Annotated in this window: 18 protein-coding genes; 6 read left to right on the top strand and 12 right to left on the bottom strand. The window is 71.7% G+C overall.

The genetic code is table 11. The features are described 5' to 3' along the window. Positions 1-8: 8 nt before the first annotated feature. The 5 genes from ACWEVN_RS34760 to ACWEVN_RS34740 form a co-directional block, all read right to left on the bottom strand. Positions 9-1,391 carry an OFA family MFS transporter gene (locus ACWEVN_RS34760; protein ID WP_452054095.1) on the bottom strand — a complete coding sequence of 461 codons (1,383 nt, stop codon included), beginning with the start codon at positions 1,389-1,391 and terminating at the stop codon, positions 9-11. 52 nt (positions 1,392-1,443) lie between these two features. Then, positions 1,444-2,823 (bottom strand): OFA family MFS transporter, encoded by a 1,380-nt coding sequence (locus tag ACWEVN_RS34755; protein WP_449682519.1) that lies wholly within the window; start codon positions 2,821-2,823, stop codon positions 1,444-1,446. Between the two features lie 102 nt (positions 2,824-2,925). Continuing rightward, a complete protein-coding gene (locus ACWEVN_RS34750; RefSeq protein WP_452054094.1) occupies positions 2,926-5,052 on the bottom strand; it encodes an acetate--CoA ligase family protein in 2,127 nt (708 codons plus the stop codon). Between the two features lies 1 nt (position 5,053). Next, the gene (gene frc / locus ACWEVN_RS34745; protein ID WP_452054096.1) at positions 5,054-6,283 is read right to left on the bottom strand and encodes a formyl-CoA transferase; all 1,230 of its coding nucleotides are present in this window, start codon (positions 6,281-6,283) and stop codon (positions 5,054-5,056) included. Positions 6,284-6,297: 14 nt separating this feature from the next. Next, positions 6,298-8,028, bottom strand: coding sequence for a thiamine pyrophosphate-binding protein (locus ACWEVN_RS34740; protein ID WP_449682521.1), 1,731 nt, complete (start codon positions 8,026-8,028; stop codon positions 6,298-6,300). Positions 8,029-8,275: 247 nt separating this feature from the next. Here ACWEVN_RS34740 and sucC point away from each other — a divergent pair, with 247 nt between their 5' ends. From sucC to ACWEVN_RS34725, 3 genes are read left to right on the top strand one after another with little or no spacing between them, the layout of a single operon-like run. Then, positions 8,276-9,421: an ADP-forming succinate--CoA ligase subunit beta gene (gene sucC, locus ACWEVN_RS34735; protein WP_452054093.1), complete on the top strand. Its 1,146-nt coding sequence runs from the start codon at positions 8,276-8,278 to the stop codon at positions 9,419-9,421. Positions 9,422-9,424: 3 nt separating this feature from the next. Continuing rightward, the gene (sucD, locus tag ACWEVN_RS34730; RefSeq protein ID WP_452054092.1) at positions 9,425-10,306 is read left to right on the top strand and encodes a succinate--CoA ligase subunit alpha; all 882 of its coding nucleotides are present in this window, start codon (positions 9,425-9,427) and stop codon (positions 10,304-10,306) included. After that, entirely contained in the window at positions 10,306-11,109 is an 804-nt protein-coding gene (locus ACWEVN_RS34725) for a LysR family transcriptional regulator (RefSeq protein ID WP_452054091.1), read from the top strand. The genes sucD and ACWEVN_RS34725 overlap by 1 nt, the downstream gene beginning before the upstream one ends. Here ACWEVN_RS34725 and fdhD read toward each other — a convergent pair. The 3 genes from fdhD to ACWEVN_RS34710 all read right to left on the bottom strand — a co-directional run bounded on the left by fdhD (position 11,097) and on the right by ACWEVN_RS34710 (position 14,074). Then, positions 11,097-11,930: a formate dehydrogenase accessory sulfurtransferase FdhD gene (gene fdhD, locus ACWEVN_RS34720; protein WP_449682525.1), complete on the bottom strand. Its 834-nt coding sequence runs from the start codon at positions 11,928-11,930 to the stop codon at positions 11,097-11,099. The two genes, ACWEVN_RS34725 and fdhD, sit on opposite strands and share 13 nt — an antisense overlap. 1 nt (position 11,931) lies before the next feature. Continuing rightward, complete coding sequence (locus tag ACWEVN_RS34715) at positions 11,932-13,248, bottom strand: OFA family MFS transporter (protein ID WP_449682526.1); 1,317 nt, start codon at positions 13,246-13,248, stop codon at positions 11,932-11,934. 415 nt (positions 13,249-13,663) lie between these two features. Next, positions 13,664-14,074: a histone-like nucleoid-structuring protein Lsr2 gene (locus ACWEVN_RS34710; protein WP_310972800.1), complete on the bottom strand. Its 411-nt coding sequence runs from the start codon at positions 14,072-14,074 to the stop codon at positions 13,664-13,666. Positions 14,075-14,204: 130 nt separating this feature from the next. On the opposite strand from ACWEVN_RS34710, the gene ACWEVN_RS34705 reads away from it, so the two are divergent. After that, entirely contained in the window at positions 14,205-15,173 is a 969-nt protein-coding gene (locus ACWEVN_RS34705; RefSeq protein WP_452054090.1) for a class I SAM-dependent methyltransferase, read from the top strand. A 4-nt stretch (positions 15,174-15,177) separates the two neighbouring features. Here the strand turns inward: ACWEVN_RS34705 and dinB are convergent, their stop codons facing one another. After that, on the bottom strand, positions 15,178-16,368 hold the full coding sequence (gene dinB / locus ACWEVN_RS34700) for a DNA polymerase IV (protein WP_452054089.1): 1,191 nt from the start codon (positions 16,366-16,368) through the stop codon (positions 15,178-15,180). A 154-nt stretch (positions 16,369-16,522) separates the two neighbouring features. On the opposite strand from dinB, the gene ACWEVN_RS34695 reads away from it, so the two are divergent. Beyond that, positions 16,523-16,942 (top strand): hypothetical protein, encoded by a 420-nt coding sequence (locus tag ACWEVN_RS34695; RefSeq protein WP_452054088.1) that lies wholly within the window; start codon positions 16,523-16,525, stop codon positions 16,940-16,942. Positions 16,943-16,958: 16 nt separating this feature from the next. Further along, positions 16,959-17,471: a 2'-5' RNA ligase family protein gene (locus tag ACWEVN_RS34690; RefSeq protein ID WP_452054087.1), complete on the top strand. Its 513-nt coding sequence runs from the start codon at positions 16,959-16,961 to the stop codon at positions 17,469-17,471. A gap of 7 nt (positions 17,472-17,478) precedes the next feature. Here the strand turns inward: ACWEVN_RS34690 and ACWEVN_RS34685 are convergent, their stop codons facing one another. The 3 genes from ACWEVN_RS34685 to ACWEVN_RS34675 are packed head-to-tail and all read right to left on the bottom strand — an operon-like array spanning position 17,479 to position 19,613. Next, on the bottom strand, positions 17,479-18,558 hold the full coding sequence (locus ACWEVN_RS34685) for a hypothetical protein (RefSeq protein WP_452054086.1): 1,080 nt from the start codon (positions 18,556-18,558) through the stop codon (positions 17,479-17,481). Positions 18,559-18,567: 9 nt separating this feature from the next. Then, positions 18,568-19,146 (bottom strand): hypothetical protein, encoded by a 579-nt coding sequence (locus ACWEVN_RS34680; RefSeq protein WP_449682532.1) that lies wholly within the window; start codon positions 19,144-19,146, stop codon positions 18,568-18,570. A gap of 32 nt (positions 19,147-19,178) precedes the next feature. Beyond that, positions 19,179-19,613 (bottom strand): XRE family transcriptional regulator, encoded by a 435-nt coding sequence (locus tag ACWEVN_RS34675; protein ID WP_310972807.1) that lies wholly within the window; start codon positions 19,611-19,613, stop codon positions 19,179-19,181. Between the last annotated feature and the right edge of the window lie 396 nt (positions 19,614-20,009).

Below are 20,009 nucleotides of genomic sequence, written 5' to 3'. Positions count from 1 at the left end.
ACCCCGGATCAGCCGCCGGCCGCCGCCGACGCCCGGCGCGCCACCAGCTCGGTTTCGGCGAGCTGGTGGCGCTTCCGGCCGGGCTGGCGCAGGAACAGCGTCAGCACCGCCGACAGGAGCGCGATACCTCCGGCGAGGAGGTACGCGCCCGTGTAGCCCCACACGCTGATGACCCCGGCGGCGAGCCCACCGCCGCCGACACCGCCGATCAGTTTCGCGCTGTAGACCAGCCCGTAGTTCGACGCGTTGTTGTTCTCGCCGAAGTAATCCGGCACCAGCGCCGCGAACAGCGGGTAGAACGCGCCGCCGCCGAACCCGGTCAAGAACGCGAACACCATGAACAGCACCAGGTTGTGCGTGTTCCCGGCGTACAGCACGCCGAACTGCGCGACGGCCGCGATCACCAGCACCAGCGTCAGCGTCTGCCGCCGCCCGAGCTTGTCCGACGCCCAGCCGACGACCGCGCGGCCGGTACCGTTCACGACGGCCAGGACCCCGGCCGACGAAGCGGCGACGAACGCGCCGAAGTGGCTCACCTTCGCGAACGGCACCTGGAAGTTGATGCCGAACAGCGACACCCCGCCGATGATCACCAGGCACACCCACATCAGCGGCAGCATCCCGGTCCGGACGGCTTCCATCGGCGAAAACTGCTTCACCGCGGGCGGGTTCTTGGCCAGTCCCCCGGTCGCGGACTTCCGGTCGCGGACCCAGGTGAGCGGGTCGACGTCCTTGGGCCACCAGCTCTTCGGCGGGTCCTTGAACAGGAACCCGCAGATCCCGACGGCGATGAGCATGTACACGCCCATGACGTCGAGGATCGTCGAATAGTTGGCCGGGGTGAGGAACGCGGCGAACACGTAGATGAACGGGACGGCACCGTAGGCGAAGCCGCCGTTGACGAACCCGGTCCGTGCCCCGCGCTTCTCGGGGTACCACTTGCCGACCATGTTGACGCAGGTCGCGTACACCAGCCCGGCGCCGATCCCGCCCAGCACCGAGTAGCCGGCGAACGCCAGCACCAGGTTGCCGCTGTGGGAAATGGTGAAGTAGCCGATCGCGCTGCACGCGGCCCCGGCGAGCATGGCCGTCCTCGCCGACACGATGTTCTTCTCCCGCAGGCGCCCGGCCGGGAACGCGACGCCGGCCTGGAACACCGCCCAGATGCTGGCCAGCCAGAACGCGTCCGACAGCGTCCAGCCGTACTTCTCCTCCAGGGTGCCTTCGACCGCACCCCAGCCGTACTCGAAGACGCTGACCGCCATCATGGCGATCCAGGGCAGCCACACCATCCAGCTGCGTGAGCGTCCCATGATGTCGTGCGGGGTCTCGCCGACCCGGTACACCCGGCCGTTCTCGTCGACGATCTCCTGGTATTGCGCTGTGGTCATGAGGAATCTCTTTCGTCCGCGCCGATTTCGGTCCGTCCCGTTCTGCCGGACGTCAGCCGGTGGCGGGCCGCGCGACGAGCTCGGTTTCGGCGAGCCCGGAGCGCATCCCGCCCGGCTTGCGGCCCGGCTGGCGCAGGAACAGGGCGAGACCGGCGGCGAGCAGGCTCGTCCCGGCGGCCAGGTAGAAGGCCGCGCCGTAGCCCCACCCGTCGATGACCAGCTTCCCGAGGCCCGCGCCCACGATCCCGGAGACGAGCTTCGAGCTGTAGACGAGGCCGTAGTTGCTGGCGTTGTTGTTCTCGCCGAAGTAGTCGGCGGTCAGCGCGGCGAACAGCGGGAAGATCGCCCCGCCGCCGAACCCGGACACCATCGACGCCAGCAGGAACAGCGGCATGCTGCCGATCGAGCCGGACAGGTACACCGCCACCTGGGCCAGCCCCAGCACCACGCAGACCAGCAGCAGCGTCTGCCGCCGCCCGTAGCGGTCGGAGATCCAGCCGATCACGCCCCGGCCGGCGCCGTTGATGACCGCCTTGAGGCTCATCGCCAGCGCGACGATGCCGCCCGCGAAGCCCATCTCCTTGCCGAACGGCACCTGCGCGGAGATGCCGAAGATGTTGACCCCCGCCGTGCACAGCAGGCAGATCCACATCAGCGGCAGCATGCCGGTCCGGAGCGCCTCCCGCGGCGTGAACTGTTTGACCGCGGGCGGGTTCTTCGCCAGCGACCGGCGCACGCGCGGGTCGTCCGGCACCTTCAGCGGGTCGACGTGCGCCGGCCACCAGTTCTTCGGCGGGTCCCGGAAGAAGAACCCGCTGACCGCGACGGCCGCGGCCAGGAAGAGCCCGACCGCGGGCAGGATGGTGCCGTAGTTGCCCAGGTCGAGGTAGTTCGTGAAGATGAAGATGAACGGGACCGAGCCGTAGGCGAACCCGCCGTTGACGAAGCCGGTCTTGCCGCCTTTCCGCTCCGGGTACCACTTGCCGACCATGTTGATGCAGGTCGCGTAGACGAACCCGGCACCGCCGCCACCGAACAGGCCGAAGCCGAGGTAGGCCCAGAAGACACTCGGTGCGTAGGCCAGCGCCAGGTACCCGAGCACGGTGCCCGCCGCGCCCAGCAGCATCGCCGACCGGGCCGACAGCCGGCCGCTTTCCCGCATCTTGCCCGCGGGGAAGGCGACCGCGGCCTGGAAGAACACCCAGACGGCCAGCAGCCAGAAGATGTGCGCGCCGTGCCAGCCGTGCGCCGAGGACAGCGTGTCCTCGGCCGAAGTGAACGCGTATTCCGAAGAACTGATGGCCATCATGGCCACCCACGGCAGGACGACCATCGTCCACCGTGGCCGGCCCATGATGTCCCGGTCGGTCTCACCGACCCGGTAGACTCTTCCGTTCTTGTCGGTGATCTCCTGGTACGTGGCTGCGGTCATAAGAGTTCTCTTTCGTCACCATTGACTCATGTCCCTCTGTTGCCGTTGTGCTGGTGGATCATCGTCCTTTCCTGATGAGTGGGCCAGCCCCTGTGGAAACGCTCAGAGCAGGCCCGCGGCCCGCGCCCAGCGGTACTTCGCGCCGAGCACGGCCACGGGCTTTTCGGTCGTGTACGGGTAGGCGACGACACCGTGGTCGTAGAGGTAATCGCCGGCCTCCTCGACCTCGACGTCCCCCGACAGCGACGCAACAACGGGCTTGTGGATGCCCTTCGCGCGATATTCCCCGACGACTTCTGACACCAGTTCCGCGAACACCATCGGCGGGGTGACGATGGTGTGCCAGTAGCCGAGGATCAGGGCGTGGATGCGGTCGTCCTCCAGGCCCAGCGCGATCGTGTTGCGGTAGGTCGAGGGCGGTTCGCCGCCGGTGATGTCCACCGGGTTGCCGGCCGCGCCGAACGGCGGGATGAACTCCCGGAACGCCGTGTCGAGGTCCGGCGGGATCGCCATCAGGCCGAGGCCGTGGTCGACGCAGGCGTCCGAGAGCAGCACGCCCGAGCCGCCGGCACCGGTGATGATGACGACGTTCTCGCCCTGCGGCGTGGGCAGCAGCGGGATGCCGCGGGCGTACTCGAGCAGGTCGTTCAGCCCGGGCGCCCGGATCACGCCGCTCTGGCGGAGGATGTCGTCGTAGACCTGGTCGTTGCCGGCCAGCGCGCCGGTGTGCGAGCTCGCCGCCTTGGCACCCTGGGACGTCCGGCCGGCCTTGAGCACCACGACCGGCTTGCGCCGCGAGACCCGCTTGGCCGTCTCCGCGAACGCGCGCCCGTCCTTGAGGTCCTCGAGGTGCATGGCGATGAGCTCGGTGTTCTCGTCGTGCTCGAAGAAGGTGAGCAGGTCGTCTTCGTCGATGTCGGCCTTGTTGCCGACGCCGACGATCGAGGAGACGCCCATCTTCGCCGAGCGGCTGAAGCCGAGGATCGCCATCCCGATGCCGCCGCTTTGGGACGACAGGGCCACGCCGCCCTTGACGTCGTACGGCGTGCAAAAGGTCGCCGACAGGTTTTCCGGCGTGTAGTAGTAGCCGTAGATGTTGGGGCCGAGGATGCGCACGCCGTGCTCGCGGGCGATCGCGACGACCTGGTCCTGCAACTCGACGTTGCCGGTCTCGCCGAAGCCGGACGGGATGAGGATCGCGCCGGCCACACCCTTCCGGCCGGCTTCCTCGAGCGCCGCGGGGACGAACTTCGCCGGGATGGCGAACACCGCGACGTCGACGTCACCGGGCACGTCGGTGATACTCGGGTAGGCCTTGCGGTCGAGGATCTCGGCGGCCTTCGGGTTGATCGGGTGGATCTCCCCCGCGTACCCGCCGTCGACCAGGTTCTTCATCACCGAGTTGCCGATCTTCCCGGCTTCGGCCGACGCACCGATCACCGCGACCGACGCCGGTTTCATGATCCGGTTCATCGACGCGAGGATCTCCTCCTGGGTGAACCGGTGCGGCTCCTTCGCCGCGTCCGGGTCGATCAGGATCCGGACGTCGACCGCGGTGGCGCCCCGTGGTGTCGCGAGCACCGGGTTCAGGTCCACTTCCGACAGCTGCGGGAAGTCGGTGACCAGCTCGCCGAGGCCGGTGATCACCGCGGCGAGGGCGTCGCGGTCGACCGGCTGCGCTCCGCGGACCCCCTTGAGGATTTCCGCCGCCTGGATGCCGTCGATCATGGAGAGGGCTTCCCCGGCGGACGTCGGCGCGAGCCGGAAGGTGACGTCCTTGAGCACCTCCACCAGCACGCCGCCGAGGCCGAACGCGACGATCTTGCCGAAGGTCGGGTCGGTGACCGAGCCGATGATCACCTCCTGGCCCTCGGTGAGCATCCGCTGCACCTGGACGCCGAGGATCCGCGCTTCGGCGTCGTAGGCCTTCGCGCTGTCGAGGATCCGCGCGAAGCCCGCCCTCACCGCTTCGGCGTCGTCCAGGCCGACGAGCACGCCGCCGGCCTCGGTCTTGTGCAGGATGTCCGGCGAGACGATCTTGAGCACCACCGGCAGCCCGATGGCTTCGGCGTGGGCCACGGCTTCCTCGGCCGTGGCCGCCAGCCGTTCGGCCGGGGTCGGGATACCGTAGGCCTCGCAGACCGCACGCCCCTCGGGCGCGGTCAGCGACGACCGGCCCTCGGCCGCCGCCCGCTCCAGGATCTTCTCGACCGCCGCGCGATCCGCCACGTCAGATCACCCCCGCCGCGCGGAACTTCTCGAGTTCCGCCTCGCTGTAGCCGAGTTCGGTCAGCACCTCGTCGTTGTGCTCGCCGAGCAGCGGCGAGCGTTCGATCTCCACCGGCGAGTCGGACAGCTTGAGCGGGCAGCCGACGGTCTTGAAGCTGCCGCGCTCGGGGTGCGGGACCTCGACGACCGAGCCGAGTTCGGCCAGGGTCTCGTCCTCGATGAGCTCCTTCGTGGACAGGATCGGCCCGCACGGGATGTTGTGCGCGTTGAGCTTCTCCATCACTTCCCACTTGGTGTGCTTCTCGGTCCACTCCTCCACGAGGGCGAACATCTTGTCCAGTTTGGACAGCCGCACCTCGGGAGTGGCCCACGCCGGGTCCTCGGCCAGCTCCTCCTTGCCGATCAACCGCGCGAGCGGCGCCCAGCCGGGCGGCTGGACGATCACGTAGATGTAGTCGTTCGGCCCGCCGGGCGCGCACTTCACCGCCCAGCCCGGCTGCCCGCCGCCGGACGCGTTGCCCGACCGCGGGACCTCGTCGCCGAAGTTCTCGTTCGGGTACTCCCCCAGCGGGCCGTGGGCCAGCCGCTGCTGGTCGCGCAGCTTGACGCGGCACAAGTTGAGCACGGCGTCCTGCATGGCGACCTGGACGCGCTGGCCGCGGCCGGTGGAGGTCCGCTGGTACAGCGCGGCGAGGATGGCGGCCACCAGGTGGATGCCGGTGCCGGAGTCGCCGATCTGCGCGCCGGTCGCGGTCGGCGGCCCGTCCTCGAAGCCGGTGGTGCTCATCGCGCCGCCCATGGCCTGCGCGACCACTTCGTAGGCCTTGAAGTCGGCGTAGCGGCCGGGCCCGAACCCCTTGATGGAGGCGTAGACCAGCCGCGGGTTGAGCGCGGCCAGCTTCTCCCACGGGTAGCCGAACCGGTCGACCACCCTGGGTCCGAAGTTCTCGACCAGGACGTCCACTCCGGACACGAGCTTCTCGAAGACTTCCTTGCCTTCGGCGCTCTTCATGTTGAGCGTGATGCTGCGCTTGTTGGCGTTGAGCATCGTGAAGTAGAGACTGTCCACGCCGGGCAGGTCGCGCAGCTGCCCGCGGGTGATGTCGCCGCGGCCGGGGGTTTCGAGTTTGATCACGTCCGCGCCGAGCCAGGCGAGCAGCTGCGTCGACGACGGTCCGGACTGCACGTGGGTCATGTCGAGGACGCGGACGCCCTCCAGTGCCTTGCCCATGCTCTGGCCTCCGCTCACTTGTACATGGTCTGGTTCATGGTTCCGGGGGCGTACACGTCGGGATCGACCCAGACGTTGATCAGCGACGGCAGGCCGGACTCCCGCGCCCGCAGCAGCGCCGGCCCGATGTCGGCCGGGTCGCGCACCTCTTCGCCGTACCCGCCGAGCATTCGCGCGAACTCGTCGTAGCGGACGTCGCCGAGGGTGTTGCCGACGCGTTCGCGCGGCAGGCCGTACTTCGCGGCCTGGCCGTAGCGGATCTGGTTCATCGAGGAGTTGTTGCCGACGATGCCGACGAACGGCAGGTCGAACCGCACGAGCGTCTCGAAGTCCCAGCCGGTGAGGCTGAAGGCGCCGTCCCCGAAGAGGGCGACGACCTCCTTGTCCGGACGCGCGTGCTTGGCGGCGAGGACGAACGGGATGCCGACGCCGAGCGTCCCGAGTGGACCCGGGTCCATCCAGTGGCCCGGCGACTTCGGCTGGACGACCTGACCGGAGAAGGTGACGATGTCGCCGCCGTCGCCGATGTAGATCGAGTCCTCGGTGAGGAACTCGTTGATCTCGTGGACCAGCCGGTACGGGTGGATCGGGCTCGCGTCGGAGTGCTGCAGCGGCAGCCGTTTCTGCTTCGCCTTCTCCTCGACGGCCTGGAGTTCCTCGAGCCAGGTCTTGCGGCCGACGGCGCCGTTGTCGGTGCGGCCGGACGCGGCCTCGGCGACGGCGGCGAGGACCTGGCCGGCGTCGCCGACGATGCCGAGGTCGACGTCGCGGTTCTTGCCGACCGTGCGGTAGTCGAGGTCGATCTGAACGACGGTGGCGTCCTTCGACAGCCGCTTGCCGTAGCCCATCCGGAAGTCGAAGGGGGTGCCGACGATGACGATGACATCGGCGTTGTCGAAGGCGTACCGGCGCGAGAGCTGGAAGTGGTGCGGGTCGCCGGGCGGGAGCGTGCCGCGGCCGGCGCCGTTCATGTACGCCGGGATGTTCAGGGTCCGGACGAGTTCGGTGGCCGGCCCGGTCGCGCGGGTGGTCCAGACCTGGCTGCCGAGCAGGATGGCCGGCTTCCTGGCGTGCACCAGCAGGTCGGCGAGCTTCTCGACGTCCGCGGGGTCGCCGGCGTTCTTCGTCGACGCCCGGTAGCGGCCCGCTTCGGGGATGCGCGCGGTTTCCAGCGGCACGCGGGCGTCCAGGACGTCCCGCGGGATCTCCAGGAAGGACGGCCCGGGCGCGCCGGCGTAGGCCTCGCGGAAGGCCATGCTCACCAGGTCGGCGACGCGCGCGGTGTGCGGCACGGTGGCAGCGAACTTGGTGATCGGCGTCATCATGTCCACGTGCGGGAGGTCCTGCAGGGACCCCATCTTGTGCTGGGTCAGCGCACCCTGGCCGCCGATCAGCAGCATCGGGCTCTCGGCGCGCAGCGCGTTCGCGACCCCGGTGACGGCGTCGGTGGTGCCCGGCCCGGCGGTGACCACCGCGCAGCCGGGCTTGCCGGTGACCCGCGCGTACCCGTCGGCCGCGTGCGCCGCAACCTGTTCGTGGCGGACGTCGATGACCTCGATGCCTTCGTCGACGCAGCCGTCGTAGATGTCGATGATGTGCCCGCCGCACAGCGTGAAGATCGTGTCGACCCCTTCGGCCTTCAGCGCCTTGGCCACCAGGTGGCCGCCGGATATCCCGGCCGGCGCGGCGCCGTTCGTCGCGGCGGCACTCTCCCCCGCGGTGGTGCCGGTCGTGGTCAGCGCCATGGCTCAACTCCTCTGGTCCGCCACCGGAGCTCTCTTGTCCGGCGGTGTGTGTCGCCTGATGTCCGAGGTCAGCGGCCCCTTCGCGGCAGACTGTAGATTGCATACCGTATGGGGTAGGCATATAGTCACTCTTCAAGCAGCCCGTGTCCAGGGCCATCCGCAGGGTTTTTCCGGACTCCGAACCGGCCCCCGCGGACCACCACTCCACGCCCTTCGCCCTGCCCCGCCGCGGAAAGGACGCTCCCGCATGGACCTCTTCGAACACGAAGCCCGCGACCTCTTCGACAAGCACGGCGTCCCGGTCCCCCGCGGCCGGGTCGCCGCCGATCCGGCCGAGGCCCGGGCCGCCGCGGTCGCCCTCGGCGGCCCGGTGGTGGTCAAGGCCCAGGTGAAGACCGGCGGGCGAGGCAAGGCGGGCGGCGTCCGCGTGGTGCGCACGGCCGACGACGCCGAGCAGGCCGCCGACGACATCCTCGGGATGGACATCAAGGGCCACCCCGTGCACCGCGTCCTGGTCACCGAAGCGAGCGAGATCGCCGACGAGTACTACCTGTCCTTCCTGCTCGACCGCGCCGGGCGGACGTTCCTCGCGATGGCGTCGGCCGAAGGCGGGATGGAGATCGAGGAGGTCGCGGCCACCCGGCCGGACGCGCTGGTCCGCGTGCCGGTGAATCCCCTGGCCGGCGTCGACGCAGCTGCCGTCGCGGCGGCGTTCCCCGCCGCTGTCCGCGGTGAAGTCGCCGGCGTCGTCGAGAAGCTGTGGGACGTGTTCGTCGCCGAGGACTGCACGCTCGTCGAGGTCAACCCCCTGGCGCTGACGGCGACCGGGATCGTCGCGCTGGACGGCAAGATCACCCTGGACGACAACGCCTCCTTCCGCCGTTCCTCGTCGTTCGACGACACTTCGGACGGTGATCCGCTGGAGCGCTCCGCCCGCGCGAAGGGCCTCAATTACGTCAAGCTCGACGGCGACATCGGCGTCATCGGCAACGGCGCCGGGCTCGTCATGTCCACTTTGGACGTCGTGGCGGCGGCCGCGGCCGAGGCGGGCGCCCGCGGACCGGCGAACTTCCTCGACATCGGCGGCGGGGCGTCGGCGCAGGTGATGGTCGACGGGCTGACCGTCATCCTCGGCGACCCGCAGGTGCGCAGCGTGTTCGTCAACGTCTTCGGCGGCATCACCGCGTGCGACGCGGTGGCGACCGGGATCGTGCGGTCACTGGAAATCCTCGGTGCGCGCGCCACCAAGCCCCTGGTCGTCCGGCTCGACGGGAACAACGTCGCCGAAGGCAGGCGGATCCTCGCCGAAGCCGCCCATCCCCTGGTCACCGCGGTGGCCACCATGGACGACGCCGCCCGCGAGGCGGCGAAGCTCGCGATCGCGGAGGTCTGAGTCGTGGCCGTCTTCCTGGACGAGAACAGCCGGATCGTCGTCTCCGGCATCACCGGTTCCGAGGGCGCCAAGCACACGCGGCGGATGCTGGCCGCCGGGACGAACGTCGTCGGCGGGGTGAATCCGCGCAAAGCCGGGCAGCGGGTGGAGTTCCCCGGCCGTTCGCTGCCCGTGTTCGGCAGCGTCGCGGAGTCGATGGCCTCGGCCGGCGCCGACGTCTGCGTGCTGTTCGTGCCGCCGCCGTTCGTGGCCGACGCCGTGGTCGAAGCGGTGGACGCGGGCATCGGGCTGGCGGTGGTGATCACCGAAGGCGTCCCCGTGCACGACAGCGCGCGGCTGTGGGCGCACGCCGTCGCGGCCGGCGGGCGGACGCGGATCATCGGCCCGAACTGCCCGGGCATCATCTCCCCCGGCCGGTCGAACGCCGGGATCATCCCGGCCGACATCACCGGCCCGGGCCGGATCGGCCTGGTGTCGAAGTCCGGCACGCTGACCTACCAGCTCATGCACGAGCTGCGGGACATCGGCTTCTCGACCTGCGTGGGCATCGGCGGCGACCCGATCATCGGGACGACGCACATCGACGCGGTCGAGGCGTTCGAGAAGGACCCGGAGACCGACCTGATCGTGCTGATCGGCGAGATCGGCGGCGACGCGGAGGAGCGGGCGGCGGAGTTCGTGCGCGCCCACGTGTCGAAGCCGGTCGTCGGGTACGTGGCGGGCTTCACCGCCCCGGAAGGCAAGACGATGGGCCACGCGGGCGCGATCGTCTCGGGCTCGGCGGGCACGGCCGCGGCGAAGAAGGAAGCCTTGGAGGCCGCGGGCATCCGGGTCGGGCGCACGCCGAGCGAGACGGCGGCACTGGTCCGCGAGCTGCTGGGCTGATGGAGCTCCGCCAGCTGGCGGTGGTGGTGGCGGTCGCCGAGGAAGGCGGCTTCACGGCGGCCGCCCAGCGCCTGCGAACGGTCCAGTCGACGGTGTCCACAGTGGTCCGGGCGCTGGAGCGGGACCTGGGCACGCCGCTGTTCCACCGCACGACGCACCGGGTGGTCCTGACGCCCGCGGGCGAGGCCTTCGTCCCCGCCGCGCGGGCGGCGTTGGAGGCGGCGGAGCGGGCCCGGGCGGCCGTGTCCCCGGTGGACGGCCGGGTGCGGCTGGGGGTCCGCCCGGGCTTGCTGGCCGACCTGCACCGGGTGCTGACGCGGCTGCGGCAGGCGCACCCGGGCCTCGGGGTGGAGGTGAGCCAGGTGCGGTGCGGGCCGCCGGAGTCCACTGTGGACGTGGTGGTGACCCGCGTCGGCGACGAACTCGCCGAAGCGGCCGAAGTCGCCACCCTGCTTCCCGCCGAAGAGCTGGTCCTGGCCACCGCACCCGGCGGAGCGCGCTCGGCCCCGGCCGACCTCTCCGCGCTCTCCCTCGTCGACTTCCCGCCCGGCTGGGCGATCCGCGAAGCCGTCGACCGCGCGTTCCCCCACCGCCGGATCTCGCTCGAAGTCGACGAGCTCGCCGTCGCCGCCGGGCTGGTGCGGGCCGGGTTCGCCGCCTGCGTCCTGCCCGCTTCCGCCGCCGCGCGGTTTCCGGAGCTCACCGTGCGGCGGTTCGCACGGCCCGTGCCGTGGCAGCTCGCCGCCGGGCACCGGGCCGAGGCCGGCCCCGCCGTGGCCGCCGTCCTCGCTCAGCTCGGCTGAAGACCGAGGCGGTCCGGTCGCGTGTAGACGTTCATCGACGTCCCGCGCAGGAAGCCCACGAGCGTCAGGCCGAGCTCGGCGGCCAGGTCCACCGCGAGCGAAGACGGCGCCGACACCGCGGCCAGCAACGGGATCCCGGCCATCACGGCCTTCTGCACCAGTTCGAACGACGCCCGCCCGCTCACCATCAGCGCCGTCCCGGACAGCGGCAGCACGCCGTCCCGGGTCGCCCAGCCCACCACCTTGTCCACCGCGTTGTGCCGTCCGACGTCCTCGCGCAGGCACAGCAGCTTTCCGTCGGCGTCGAACAGCCCCGCCGCGTGGAGGCCGCCGGTCCGGTCGAACACCCGCTGGGCGGCCCGGAGTTCGTCCGGCAGCGCGGTCAGTGTCGCCGGGTCGGTGACCAGGGGGTCGTCGGCGACCGGCCAGGTGACCGTCGTGCGCACGGCGTCCAGGCTCGCCTTGCCGCACAGGCCGCACGAGGACGTCGTGTAGAAGTTGCGTTCCACCGAGGCGTCCGGCGGGGCGACCCCGTCGGCGAGCACGACGTCGAGGACGTTGTACGTGTTGCCGCCGTCTGCCGTGGCGCCGGCGCAGTAGCGGATCGACCGGATGTCCGCCGCCGCGCGGACCACGCCCTCACCGACCAGGAAGCCGGCGGCGAGGTCGAAGTCGTCGCCCGGGGTGCGCATGGTGATCGTCAGCGGCCGGCCGGCGACCCGGATCTCGAGGGGTTCCTCGACGGTCAGCGTGTCCGGCCGCGCGGTGTGCCGTCCGTCGTGGACGCGCAGCACCCGCCGCCTGCTCGTCATGCGCCCCACGTCAGGCCACCGGCAGCAGGGACCGGGGCCGGCCCGGCTGGGTCAGCCGCCCGGACAGCACCGCGCCGGCCAGGCTCAGCACGCCGGCCGCGACGAACCCCTGCTCCGTCGCGACGAGCGTGGCCAGGCCGATCCCGACCGCCGCGCCGACGGCCTTGGCGCTGTAGAGGATCCCGAAGTTCTGCGCCGCCGATTCCTCGCCGAAGTACTCGCGCACCAGGCCGACGAGCAGCGTGTAGCAGCAGCCGTTGCCGAGGCCGGCCAGCACGACGCCCAGCAGCAGGCCGACGGCGTGCCGGTGGCCACCGGAATACAGCAGCACGAATTGGGCGACGCCGCCGGCGAGCAGGGCGAAGCGCAGGATCCGGTGCCGGCCGAGCCGGTCGGCGAGCCGTCCGATGAGGACCCGACCGCTGCCGGTGGCCGCGGCGAGCAGCGCCAGGGCGGCCGCGGCGAGCCCGGGTCCGCTGCGCGTGGCGGTGTACGTCGCCAGGTAGGCCAGGTCGAACAGCAGCACGGCGGCGGCGAGGACGACCACGAGGTACAGCGAAAGCGTCGTCCCGCACCGGAACAGCTCCGCCGGCCGGTAGTGCCGGACGGCCGGGCGCCGGTTGTGCGCCCGGTCGAGGGCCCAGGCCCGCGGTTCGGGTGTGGTGGGCCACCAGTTCCGCGGCGGGTACCGCAGCAGCGCCGCGCACCCGGCGATGACGACGAGCACGATCGCGGCGGTGGCGTCCAGGAGGACCGGGCGCGCGGCCGGCAGCCCGGCGGCGAGCACGACGAAGGGGACGCTGCCGTAGGCGAAGGCGCCGCTCACGATGCCGGCGCGGGGCCCGGTGCCGTCCGGGAACCAGGCGAGCACCGCGCCGACGCACGTGGCGTACACCATGCCGGTGCCGAACCCGCCGAGCACGGAGTAGCCGAGGAAGACGGTGGTCAGGCTGGTGGCGTGGCCGAGCGTCACGAGCCCGGCGGCGCACAGGACCGCGCCGGCGGCCATCGCCGCGGGCGCGGGGAGCCGGCCGCGTTCCCGGAGCCACGCCACCGGGAACGCGGCGCCGGCTTGGCAGATGGCCCACACCGCGAGGGCGAGGACGACGCCGCCGAACGACCAGCCGGGCGTCCGGCTCAGCGACGGCGCGATCGCGCCGAAGCCGTACTGCTGCACCCCGGCGGCGAGCATGGCCGCCGCGGCGAGCCAGGTGATCCACGACCGTGGCCGGCCGAGCAGTTCCCGGTCGGACTCGCCGACGCGGTACCGCCGTCCGTAGACGTCCCGGAGTTCGCGCACCTCGCCCATGGCGACCGCCTCCCGCAAACTGAAGATTGTATGCAGTATGGAGTAGCCCGAGTGTGCGCTTGTTCGGCGCGGATGTCTACCGGAGGAGGTGGGCGGCGCCCGGATGGCCGAATGGGGCTGTCACACCCGCGAAAAGGAGGCGGCCCGGTGACCATCGAGGGAGGAGGCGGCCACCGGGCCGGTGCTCCACCGCGGTACCGGCCGCGCGGAGCACTGACAGTCTGGCCATCGGAGCCGCTCTCCGACAAGCTTTTCGCGGCGCGCCGGACCGGGCGATGCCCGTTCGGCGGCGTCGGGGCGGGCACAACGTCCACTTCGAACCGAACGCGTGACCGTGTGACACCAAAGGAATACCGACCGCCACCTCGATGAAGGGCGGCCTACCGGCTGGGCGGCACCCGACGGCGCCGCCCAGCCGGAGCGGACCCGGCCTTCAAGACTTCTTGCGCGTCGCTCGCTTGCGCGCCGGCTTGGCGTCGGCCGGCTCGGCCGCCGCGGCCTGGTCGGCCTCGAAGCCGGCGATGATCTCGCTGGACAGACGGCCGCGCTCGGCGACCTCGTAGCCGTTCGCCTGGGCCCATTCGCGGATCTGCCGGTTGCGCTCGCGGTCGGTGCCCGAGCCGGACGCACCACCCAGCGACTGGCCGGTCGCGAGGCGGACCTTGCGGCCGCCGATGCGCCGCGCGGCGGCGACGTAGCGAGCCAGTTCGTCCCGGAGCGCGGAGGCGTTCTCCTCGGACAGGTCGATCTCGTACGTCACGCCGTCGAGGCTGAAGGGGACGGTCTGCGAAGCCTCGCTGCCGTCGAGGTCGTCCACCATCTGGACCTGTACCCGTTGCGCCATGATTCGTCGTTCCTCATCTTCTCCAGAACACGGTCGGACTGACCCTAACGTGTCGAATCAGGCCCGGCACGCGCGACACCCGGAAGCGTCCACAATGGCCGCTGCGGCGAACGGGTCGTCCGCGTCCAGAGTGACCGCAACCGAGCCGAAATGCTCGTCGTCTTGTCCGGGATTCAATTTTGTGATATGCTCGAAATCGAATCGGTACCGTGGTGGCATGAACCTTGCCGAGCTTTCCGCTAATGCTCCCCGCGTCAGCCGGACCGCCTTCACGGCCGCCGCCGCGCGTGCGGCTCATTTGCTCGTCGACACCGAACCGTTCATCTTCTCCGACACCTTCGCGGCGCGCCTGCTCGGGGCCCGCGCCGAGGAACTCCTGGCCTACCACCGGCTCCACGGTACCCACCCGATCCTGGCCGGTGCCCGCGCCGAAGCGGTCTGCCGGAGCCGGTTCGCCGAAGCGCGCCTGATGCGTGGCAATTCCGGTATAGACCAGTATGTGATTCTCGGCGCCGGGCTCGATTCGTTCGCGTATCGGACCGCGCCGCGACGATTCCGGGTGTTCGAGGTCGACCATCCGGCGACCCAGTCGGCCAAACGGGAACTGCTGGCCGCCGCCGGCGTCGCCGAACCGGCTTCGGTCACCTTCGTCCCGGTCGACTTCGAAGCCGAACCGCTGCGGGAACGGCTCGTCCAGAGTGGACTCGACCCGGTTCGCCCCGTGTTCGTCAGCTGGCTCGGTGTCACCATGTACCTGACCCGAACGGCGATTGCCGCGGCATTGCGGGAGCTCGGCGGATTCGCGCCGGGATCGGAAATCGTGGCCGATCACCTGCTGCCCGCGGAACTGCGCGACGCGGCCGGGAACGGCTACGCCGAAGCCGTCGGGCCGGTGGTCGCCGGGCAGGGTGAGCCGTGGCACACGTTCCTCTCCCCCGCGGCCTTGTCCGGGCTCTTGCGCGACGCCGGTTTCGACGTCGTCGAGCAGGCGGGACAGCGGGAGAGCGTCGACGCGCGGCTGTGGCGGCGCACCGACGCGCTGCGGCCCGCCGCGCTTTCCGCGCTGACGCACGCGCGCATTCCGGGCCGGCCCGGCTGACACCTCAGTCCGGCAGCATCGGCATTTCGAGGTCGTCCGGACGGCCGAGCAGCACCGCGCGGGTGACGGCGGCCTTGCCGAAGCGGTCGCGCACCGCGTCCAGCGCGGTGTCGAGCTCGGTCGCCCGCTGCCGTTCGAACGGCAGCGCCGGCTGGAACGGGTTGTCGTCGGCCAGGTTGGACAGCGCCGCACCCAGCAGCGTGATCCCGCGGTCGGCGATCAACGGCAGCGCGGCGACGAGCAGTTCGCGCGCGGCGTCGAGCAGCACGCCGGTGCCGGCGGTCGGGTCGGTGAGCGTGTGCGACCGGGTGGCGCGCGAGAAGTCGGCGAAGCGCAGCCGGATCGTCACGGTGCGGCAGACGCGGCGGGCGGCGCGCAACCGGCGGGCGATCCGATCGACGAGCGCCACGAGCACGACGTCGAGCTCGGCCGGGGTCCGCCGGCCGCGCCCGAGGGCCCGCTGGGCGCCGATCGAGCGCCGCCGCACCCCGATCTCGACCCGGCGCGGGTCTTCGTTGTGCGCCAGGTCGTGCAAGTGTGCCCCGGCGCCCCGGCCGAGCAGCCCGACGAGGTCGACGTGCTCGGACGCGGCCAGCTGGCCGACGGTGGTGATCCCGCGCGCCCGCAGCTTCTCGGCGGTGACCTTGCCGACACCCCAGAGCGCCGAAACCGGCAGCGGGTGCAGGAACTCGAGCTCGCCGTCGTGCGGGACGACGAGCAGGCCGTCGGGCTTGGCGACCCGGCTGGCGACCTTGGCGAGGAACTTCGTCCGCGCCACCCCGACGGTGATCGGCAGGCCGGCCCGCTCGGCGACGGCCGCGCGCAGCCGTTCGGCGACGTGGCTCGGCCGCCCGCCGATCCTGCTCAACCCCCCGACGTCGAGGAACGCCTCGTCGATCGAGATCCCTTCGACCCACGGGGTGGTGTCGTGGAAGACGTCGAAGACCGCCCGGCTGGCGGCCGCGTACGCGGACATGCGCGGGCGCACGACGACGGCGTGCGGGCACAGCCGGCGGGCCTGCGCGCCGCCCATCGCGGTGCGCACGCCGTAGGCCTTGGCCTCGTAACTCGCGGCGAGCACGACCCCGCCGCCGACGATCACGGGCCGTCCCTTGAGCGCCGGATCGTCGCGCTGTTCGACGGAGGCGTAGAACGAGTCGAGGTCGGCGTGCAGGATGGGCCCCTCGTCGGTCATAGAACATATGTTCGCATATCCGCGCGCCGAAGTCCGCTCGTCCGCCTGCCGCGGGTGACGTGCCGCCGGTCGAAAGTCCGCGTTTTTCCGGTTGTCGGCTCCTGTTGCCCCGCTCACACTCGACGCAGCGAACGACCCGGAGACTGGGGGCGAAATGACCGACAAGTGCCGATGCGGCGACCACCACGCGTGGGCCTCACCGAGCCTGGAAGACCGGCCGGCGGCACCGCGCCATCCGCTGCTGGCGGCCACGCTGGCGCAGGAGGACGGGGTGGAGGACGCCGGCGGCCTGGATCCGACGGACCGCGTGACGTGCCGGACCCACCGCCGCTGGCTCCACGACTGCGTGGCCTCACCGGTGCACACGAACCCGGCGATCGGGTACCGCTGGTGCCGTCGCTGTGATCACCAGGCCCTGGTGGCCGTCGACGAGCTCGCGGGCGAGGTGACGATCCGCTGCGGGCTGTGCGGCGAGGTTCCGCACAGCCGGGCCAACCAGGAGCTGATGGCGTTGTGCCGGCGAAGCCTGGCACTGGCCCGCTCGGGCCGCTTCCCGGCGGCGGCCGTCGCCTGAGTGCCATGATGCGTGGGTGCCTTCCGTCGGAACCACCGCGCTCGTGATGGTGTTGCCCGCTGCCGAGCCGGCGCTGGCCGTGGCCCGGCGGGTCGACCCTGGTTTGGTCCGTCCTGGCCTGCACGCCCACGTGACGGCGCTGTACCCCTTCTTGCCGGACGCGTCGCTGACCGACGCGGTCCTGGCGGAGGTCCGCTCGCTGGCGGCCGCCGTCTCTCCCCCGGACGTGAAGCTGGCGGAGCTGGTCGTGGCGCCGGGTTTCGTGGCCCTTGCCGCTCCCGACTTGCAGGCCGTGGCCGATGCGGTCTGTGCTCGATGGCCGTCCGTGCTGCCTTACGGGGGCCGGTTCGGTCCGCGCCCCGCCGCGCACTTGACCGTCGCGATGGGCGGCTCGGACGAGGCGCTCGCGCAGGTCGCCGAGGGAGTGCGGCCGCTGCTGCCGCTGACCGATCGCGCCGACGGGCTGCAGCTGGTGGCGCTGACCGAGCGTGGCTGGGAGCTCCGGCTGGAGGCACCGTTCGGCGGGTGAGGCCGGGTCACGGGCCGGTGGCTTCGGGCGCCGGTGTCCCCTCCAGGCTCCGGTAGGCGCGGGCGATGGCGCGCAGGCGGGCGACGTCCGCGGCGAACGGTTCCGCCGCCGCGGTGGGCGGCTCGGTCTCGGACGGCTCGTCCGGGAGGTCGCGCACCAGCCTGGCCGCCGTCGCGGGTGGGACGTCCGGCGTCACGCCCGCGAGGATCAAGCCGTCGTTGGTCTCGCTCATCGCCGTCAGCAGGCGCTCCCGGCGGGACTCCCCCGACGGGTCGATGCGTGTGATTTCCGGGAACCGCCGCGTCAGGTGGGCGCGCAAGGGCCGGAGCAGGCGGAGCGTCCGGGCGTCGCGGCGCGCGGCCACCAGGCCGGGGACGGCCGGGATCGTCAGGCCCACCACGATCAGCAGCACCGACACCGCCGGGAACCCGACGTCCAGAGCGCACGGCAGCGTCGAGAACGGCCCGCGGCACAACGCCTTGACCGGGTGCTCGGCCTGCAGCGCGCGCAGGGTCCCGACCACCTTTCCGGCCAGGTAGGCGACCGCGAACCCCGACGCCAGCAGCAACAGCGCCAGCCCGGCACGCAGCGCGCCCCCGCTCGCCCGGATCGTCACCGCCGCCATGAAGCCGATGTCGAGGACCGCGAAGCCCAGGTAGACCGTGTAGGTGAAGACGTAGACCACCAGCGTCGGGTGGGTGCGGTACAGGTCGTCGAACACGCCGACGCCGCGCGGCAGGTCCGGGGTGCTGAAGAACGTCACCACGAGCACCGTCAGCGCGACGCCGAGCGCGACCAGCCGGGTGCGGCGGCCACGGTCGCGGGTGCCGCTGATCTCCGCGACCGTCAGGCCGATGCCGTACGCCGCGACCATCGTCGCCAGGTTCGACAGCAGCCGGCCCAGGCTCGGGTAGATCTCGCTCTCGAACTGCTGGGCCCGGTTCGACAGGAAGCAGAACGCCGCGCCCAGCGCGATGAGCGAGACGGCCAGGCCCGCGCCCGCGCCGGTACGCCGGGCGCGGGCCGCGCGCCAGATTCCGGCGAACAGCGCGAAGAGCCCGACCCCGACGAAAAGTATGTCGATCACGAAACGCGACTATCCCAGGAGTGCCGCCAGCCGCCTAGCCTGGTCCGCCGCTCGGCCGGACGCGCCCGGCTGAACGGCGGGTGGCTCGCTCGTCGCCGCGCTCATCAGTAGGACGGCGATCAGCTCGGCTTCGTACTCGTCGGTCCCGGTCGTGACGCGCGTGAGCAGGTGCGACAACGCCCGCGGCGCGAGGTCCGGGGCGAGCTCGGCGGCCTCGGCCTCCGACATCAGGCAGGTCCCGGTGTGCGCGCACAGCATGTGGGCGAGCTCGTGGGCGATGATGTGGTCCTGGTGCAGCGCCGACGTGTGCTCGGCGTAGGCGATCAGGTCGTAGTCCGGGCGGGCCTGCCACGCCCCGGACGGCTGGCCGGGCCGGTAGGCGATCGGGACGAGGTCGATCTCGCGGCCCCGCCACCGCTCGAGGCCGTCGACCCAGGCGTTCATCGACCACGGCCGCGGCAGCGGGACGGCGGCGAGCACCGTCCGCACGCGCTCGCGTGCCCGGTCGCGGAGGGCCGGCAGGCCGGGCTCGTCGATGGGTCCTCCCTGGTCACCGGGCGCCAGCCGGGTGCACCGGGGCGCGAACACGGACCGGGTCATCGTAGCCGAGCCGCCCGCGGTCACTCCGGCTTCCGTCGCCGGCCGGTGCGCCTGCGGGTGTCGTCGTAGCTGCTGAGCTGGTCCAGCAGGGCCGTGACGGTCTCCCGGTCGCGGGGGGACAGCCGCATGGCTCGTTGCGCCAGGTTCCGCGCCTCGTCGTCACGCCACGCGACGACGTCCTCGACCTGCTGGTCGACCTGGCCGGCGACGCCGTCGTCGAAGAAGTACGTGACGGGCACGCCGAAGAACTGGGCGAGCGCCTGGATGTGCGAGCGCTTGGGATCCTTGCGCGCGCCGACGGCGAGCTGCTGGACGTGGGTGGCCGACATCGTGACGCCGGTCTGCTCGGCGACGCCGTGCGCGATCTCCCGGTAGGAGTACGGCTTGCGGTCCGGCGGGTGCACGGTCGCGATCAGGTGCGCCAGCCGTTCGGCGAAACTGCGCTCTTCGCTCACCACACACCACCTGCAGACATGAAACGTGACACCGGTCAGCGTAGCTGTTCCGAAAACTTGACACATCCTGTGCCGGAAAGACTACGATACGCCTGTCCGGTGTTTCGGAAACGTGACACCGGCCCGGGGTGGCGCAGCGGCCCACGGGTGACTCACGTGGCCGCTGGGGGTGGCCACGCGCCTAACCCACCCGCCGCGCCGCCCCTTTTCGCGTCCGGACCCGGGCCGCTCGCGGGATGTGGCCGGGCGACGAGGGTTCGCGGGTGTGGCGCAGTGTGCGGACCACGGGCGTGCGGCCGGAGGGATCGCCCATCTTCGCGCGCCGGGGGCCTCGCAGCTGCGCGCTGTGGCGGCCCGGCGGCTGCGCGCTGTGGTGAGCCCGGCGGCCACGCGCTG

Source organism: Amycolatopsis sp. NPDC003861 (assembly GCF_053605405.1).
The sequence above is the reverse complement of the archived record's forward strand: the minus strand, read 5'-3'. Positions and strand labels throughout refer to the sequence as shown.

Bases quoted from the DNA above. Each gene is read 5' to 3' on its own strand.
- ACWEVN_RS34740 (WP_449682521.1), bottom strand. From the start codon at position 8,028: ATGGCGCTGACCACGACCGGCACCACCGCGGGGGAGAGTGCCGCCGCG.
- dinB (WP_452054089.1), bottom strand. From the start codon at position 16,368: ATGACCGACGAGGGGCCCATCCTGCACGCCGACCTCGACTCGTTCTAC.
- ACWEVN_RS34760 (WP_452054095.1), bottom strand. From the start codon at position 1,391: ATGACCACAGCGCAATACCAGGAGATCGTCGACGAGAACGGCCGGGTG.
- ACWEVN_RS34755 (WP_449682519.1), bottom strand. From the start codon at position 2,823: ATGACCGCAGCCACGTACCAGGAGATCACCGACAAGAACGGAAGAGTC.
- sucC (WP_452054093.1), top strand. From the start codon at position 8,276: ATGGACCTCTTCGAACACGAAGCCCGCGACCTCTTCGACAAGCACGGC.
- ACWEVN_RS34710 (WP_310972800.1), bottom strand. From the start codon at position 14,074: ATGGCGCAACGGGTACAGGTCCAGATGGTGGACGACCTCGACGGCAGC.
- ACWEVN_RS34725 (WP_452054091.1), top strand. From the start codon at position 10,306: ATGGAGCTCCGCCAGCTGGCGGTGGTGGTGGCGGTCGCCGAGGAAGGC.
- frc (WP_452054096.1), bottom strand. From the start codon at position 6,283: ATGGGCAAGGCACTGGAGGGCGTCCGCGTCCTCGACATGACCCACGTG.
- ACWEVN_RS34695 (WP_452054088.1), top strand. From the start codon at position 16,523: ATGACCGACAAGTGCCGATGCGGCGACCACCACGCGTGGGCCTCACCG.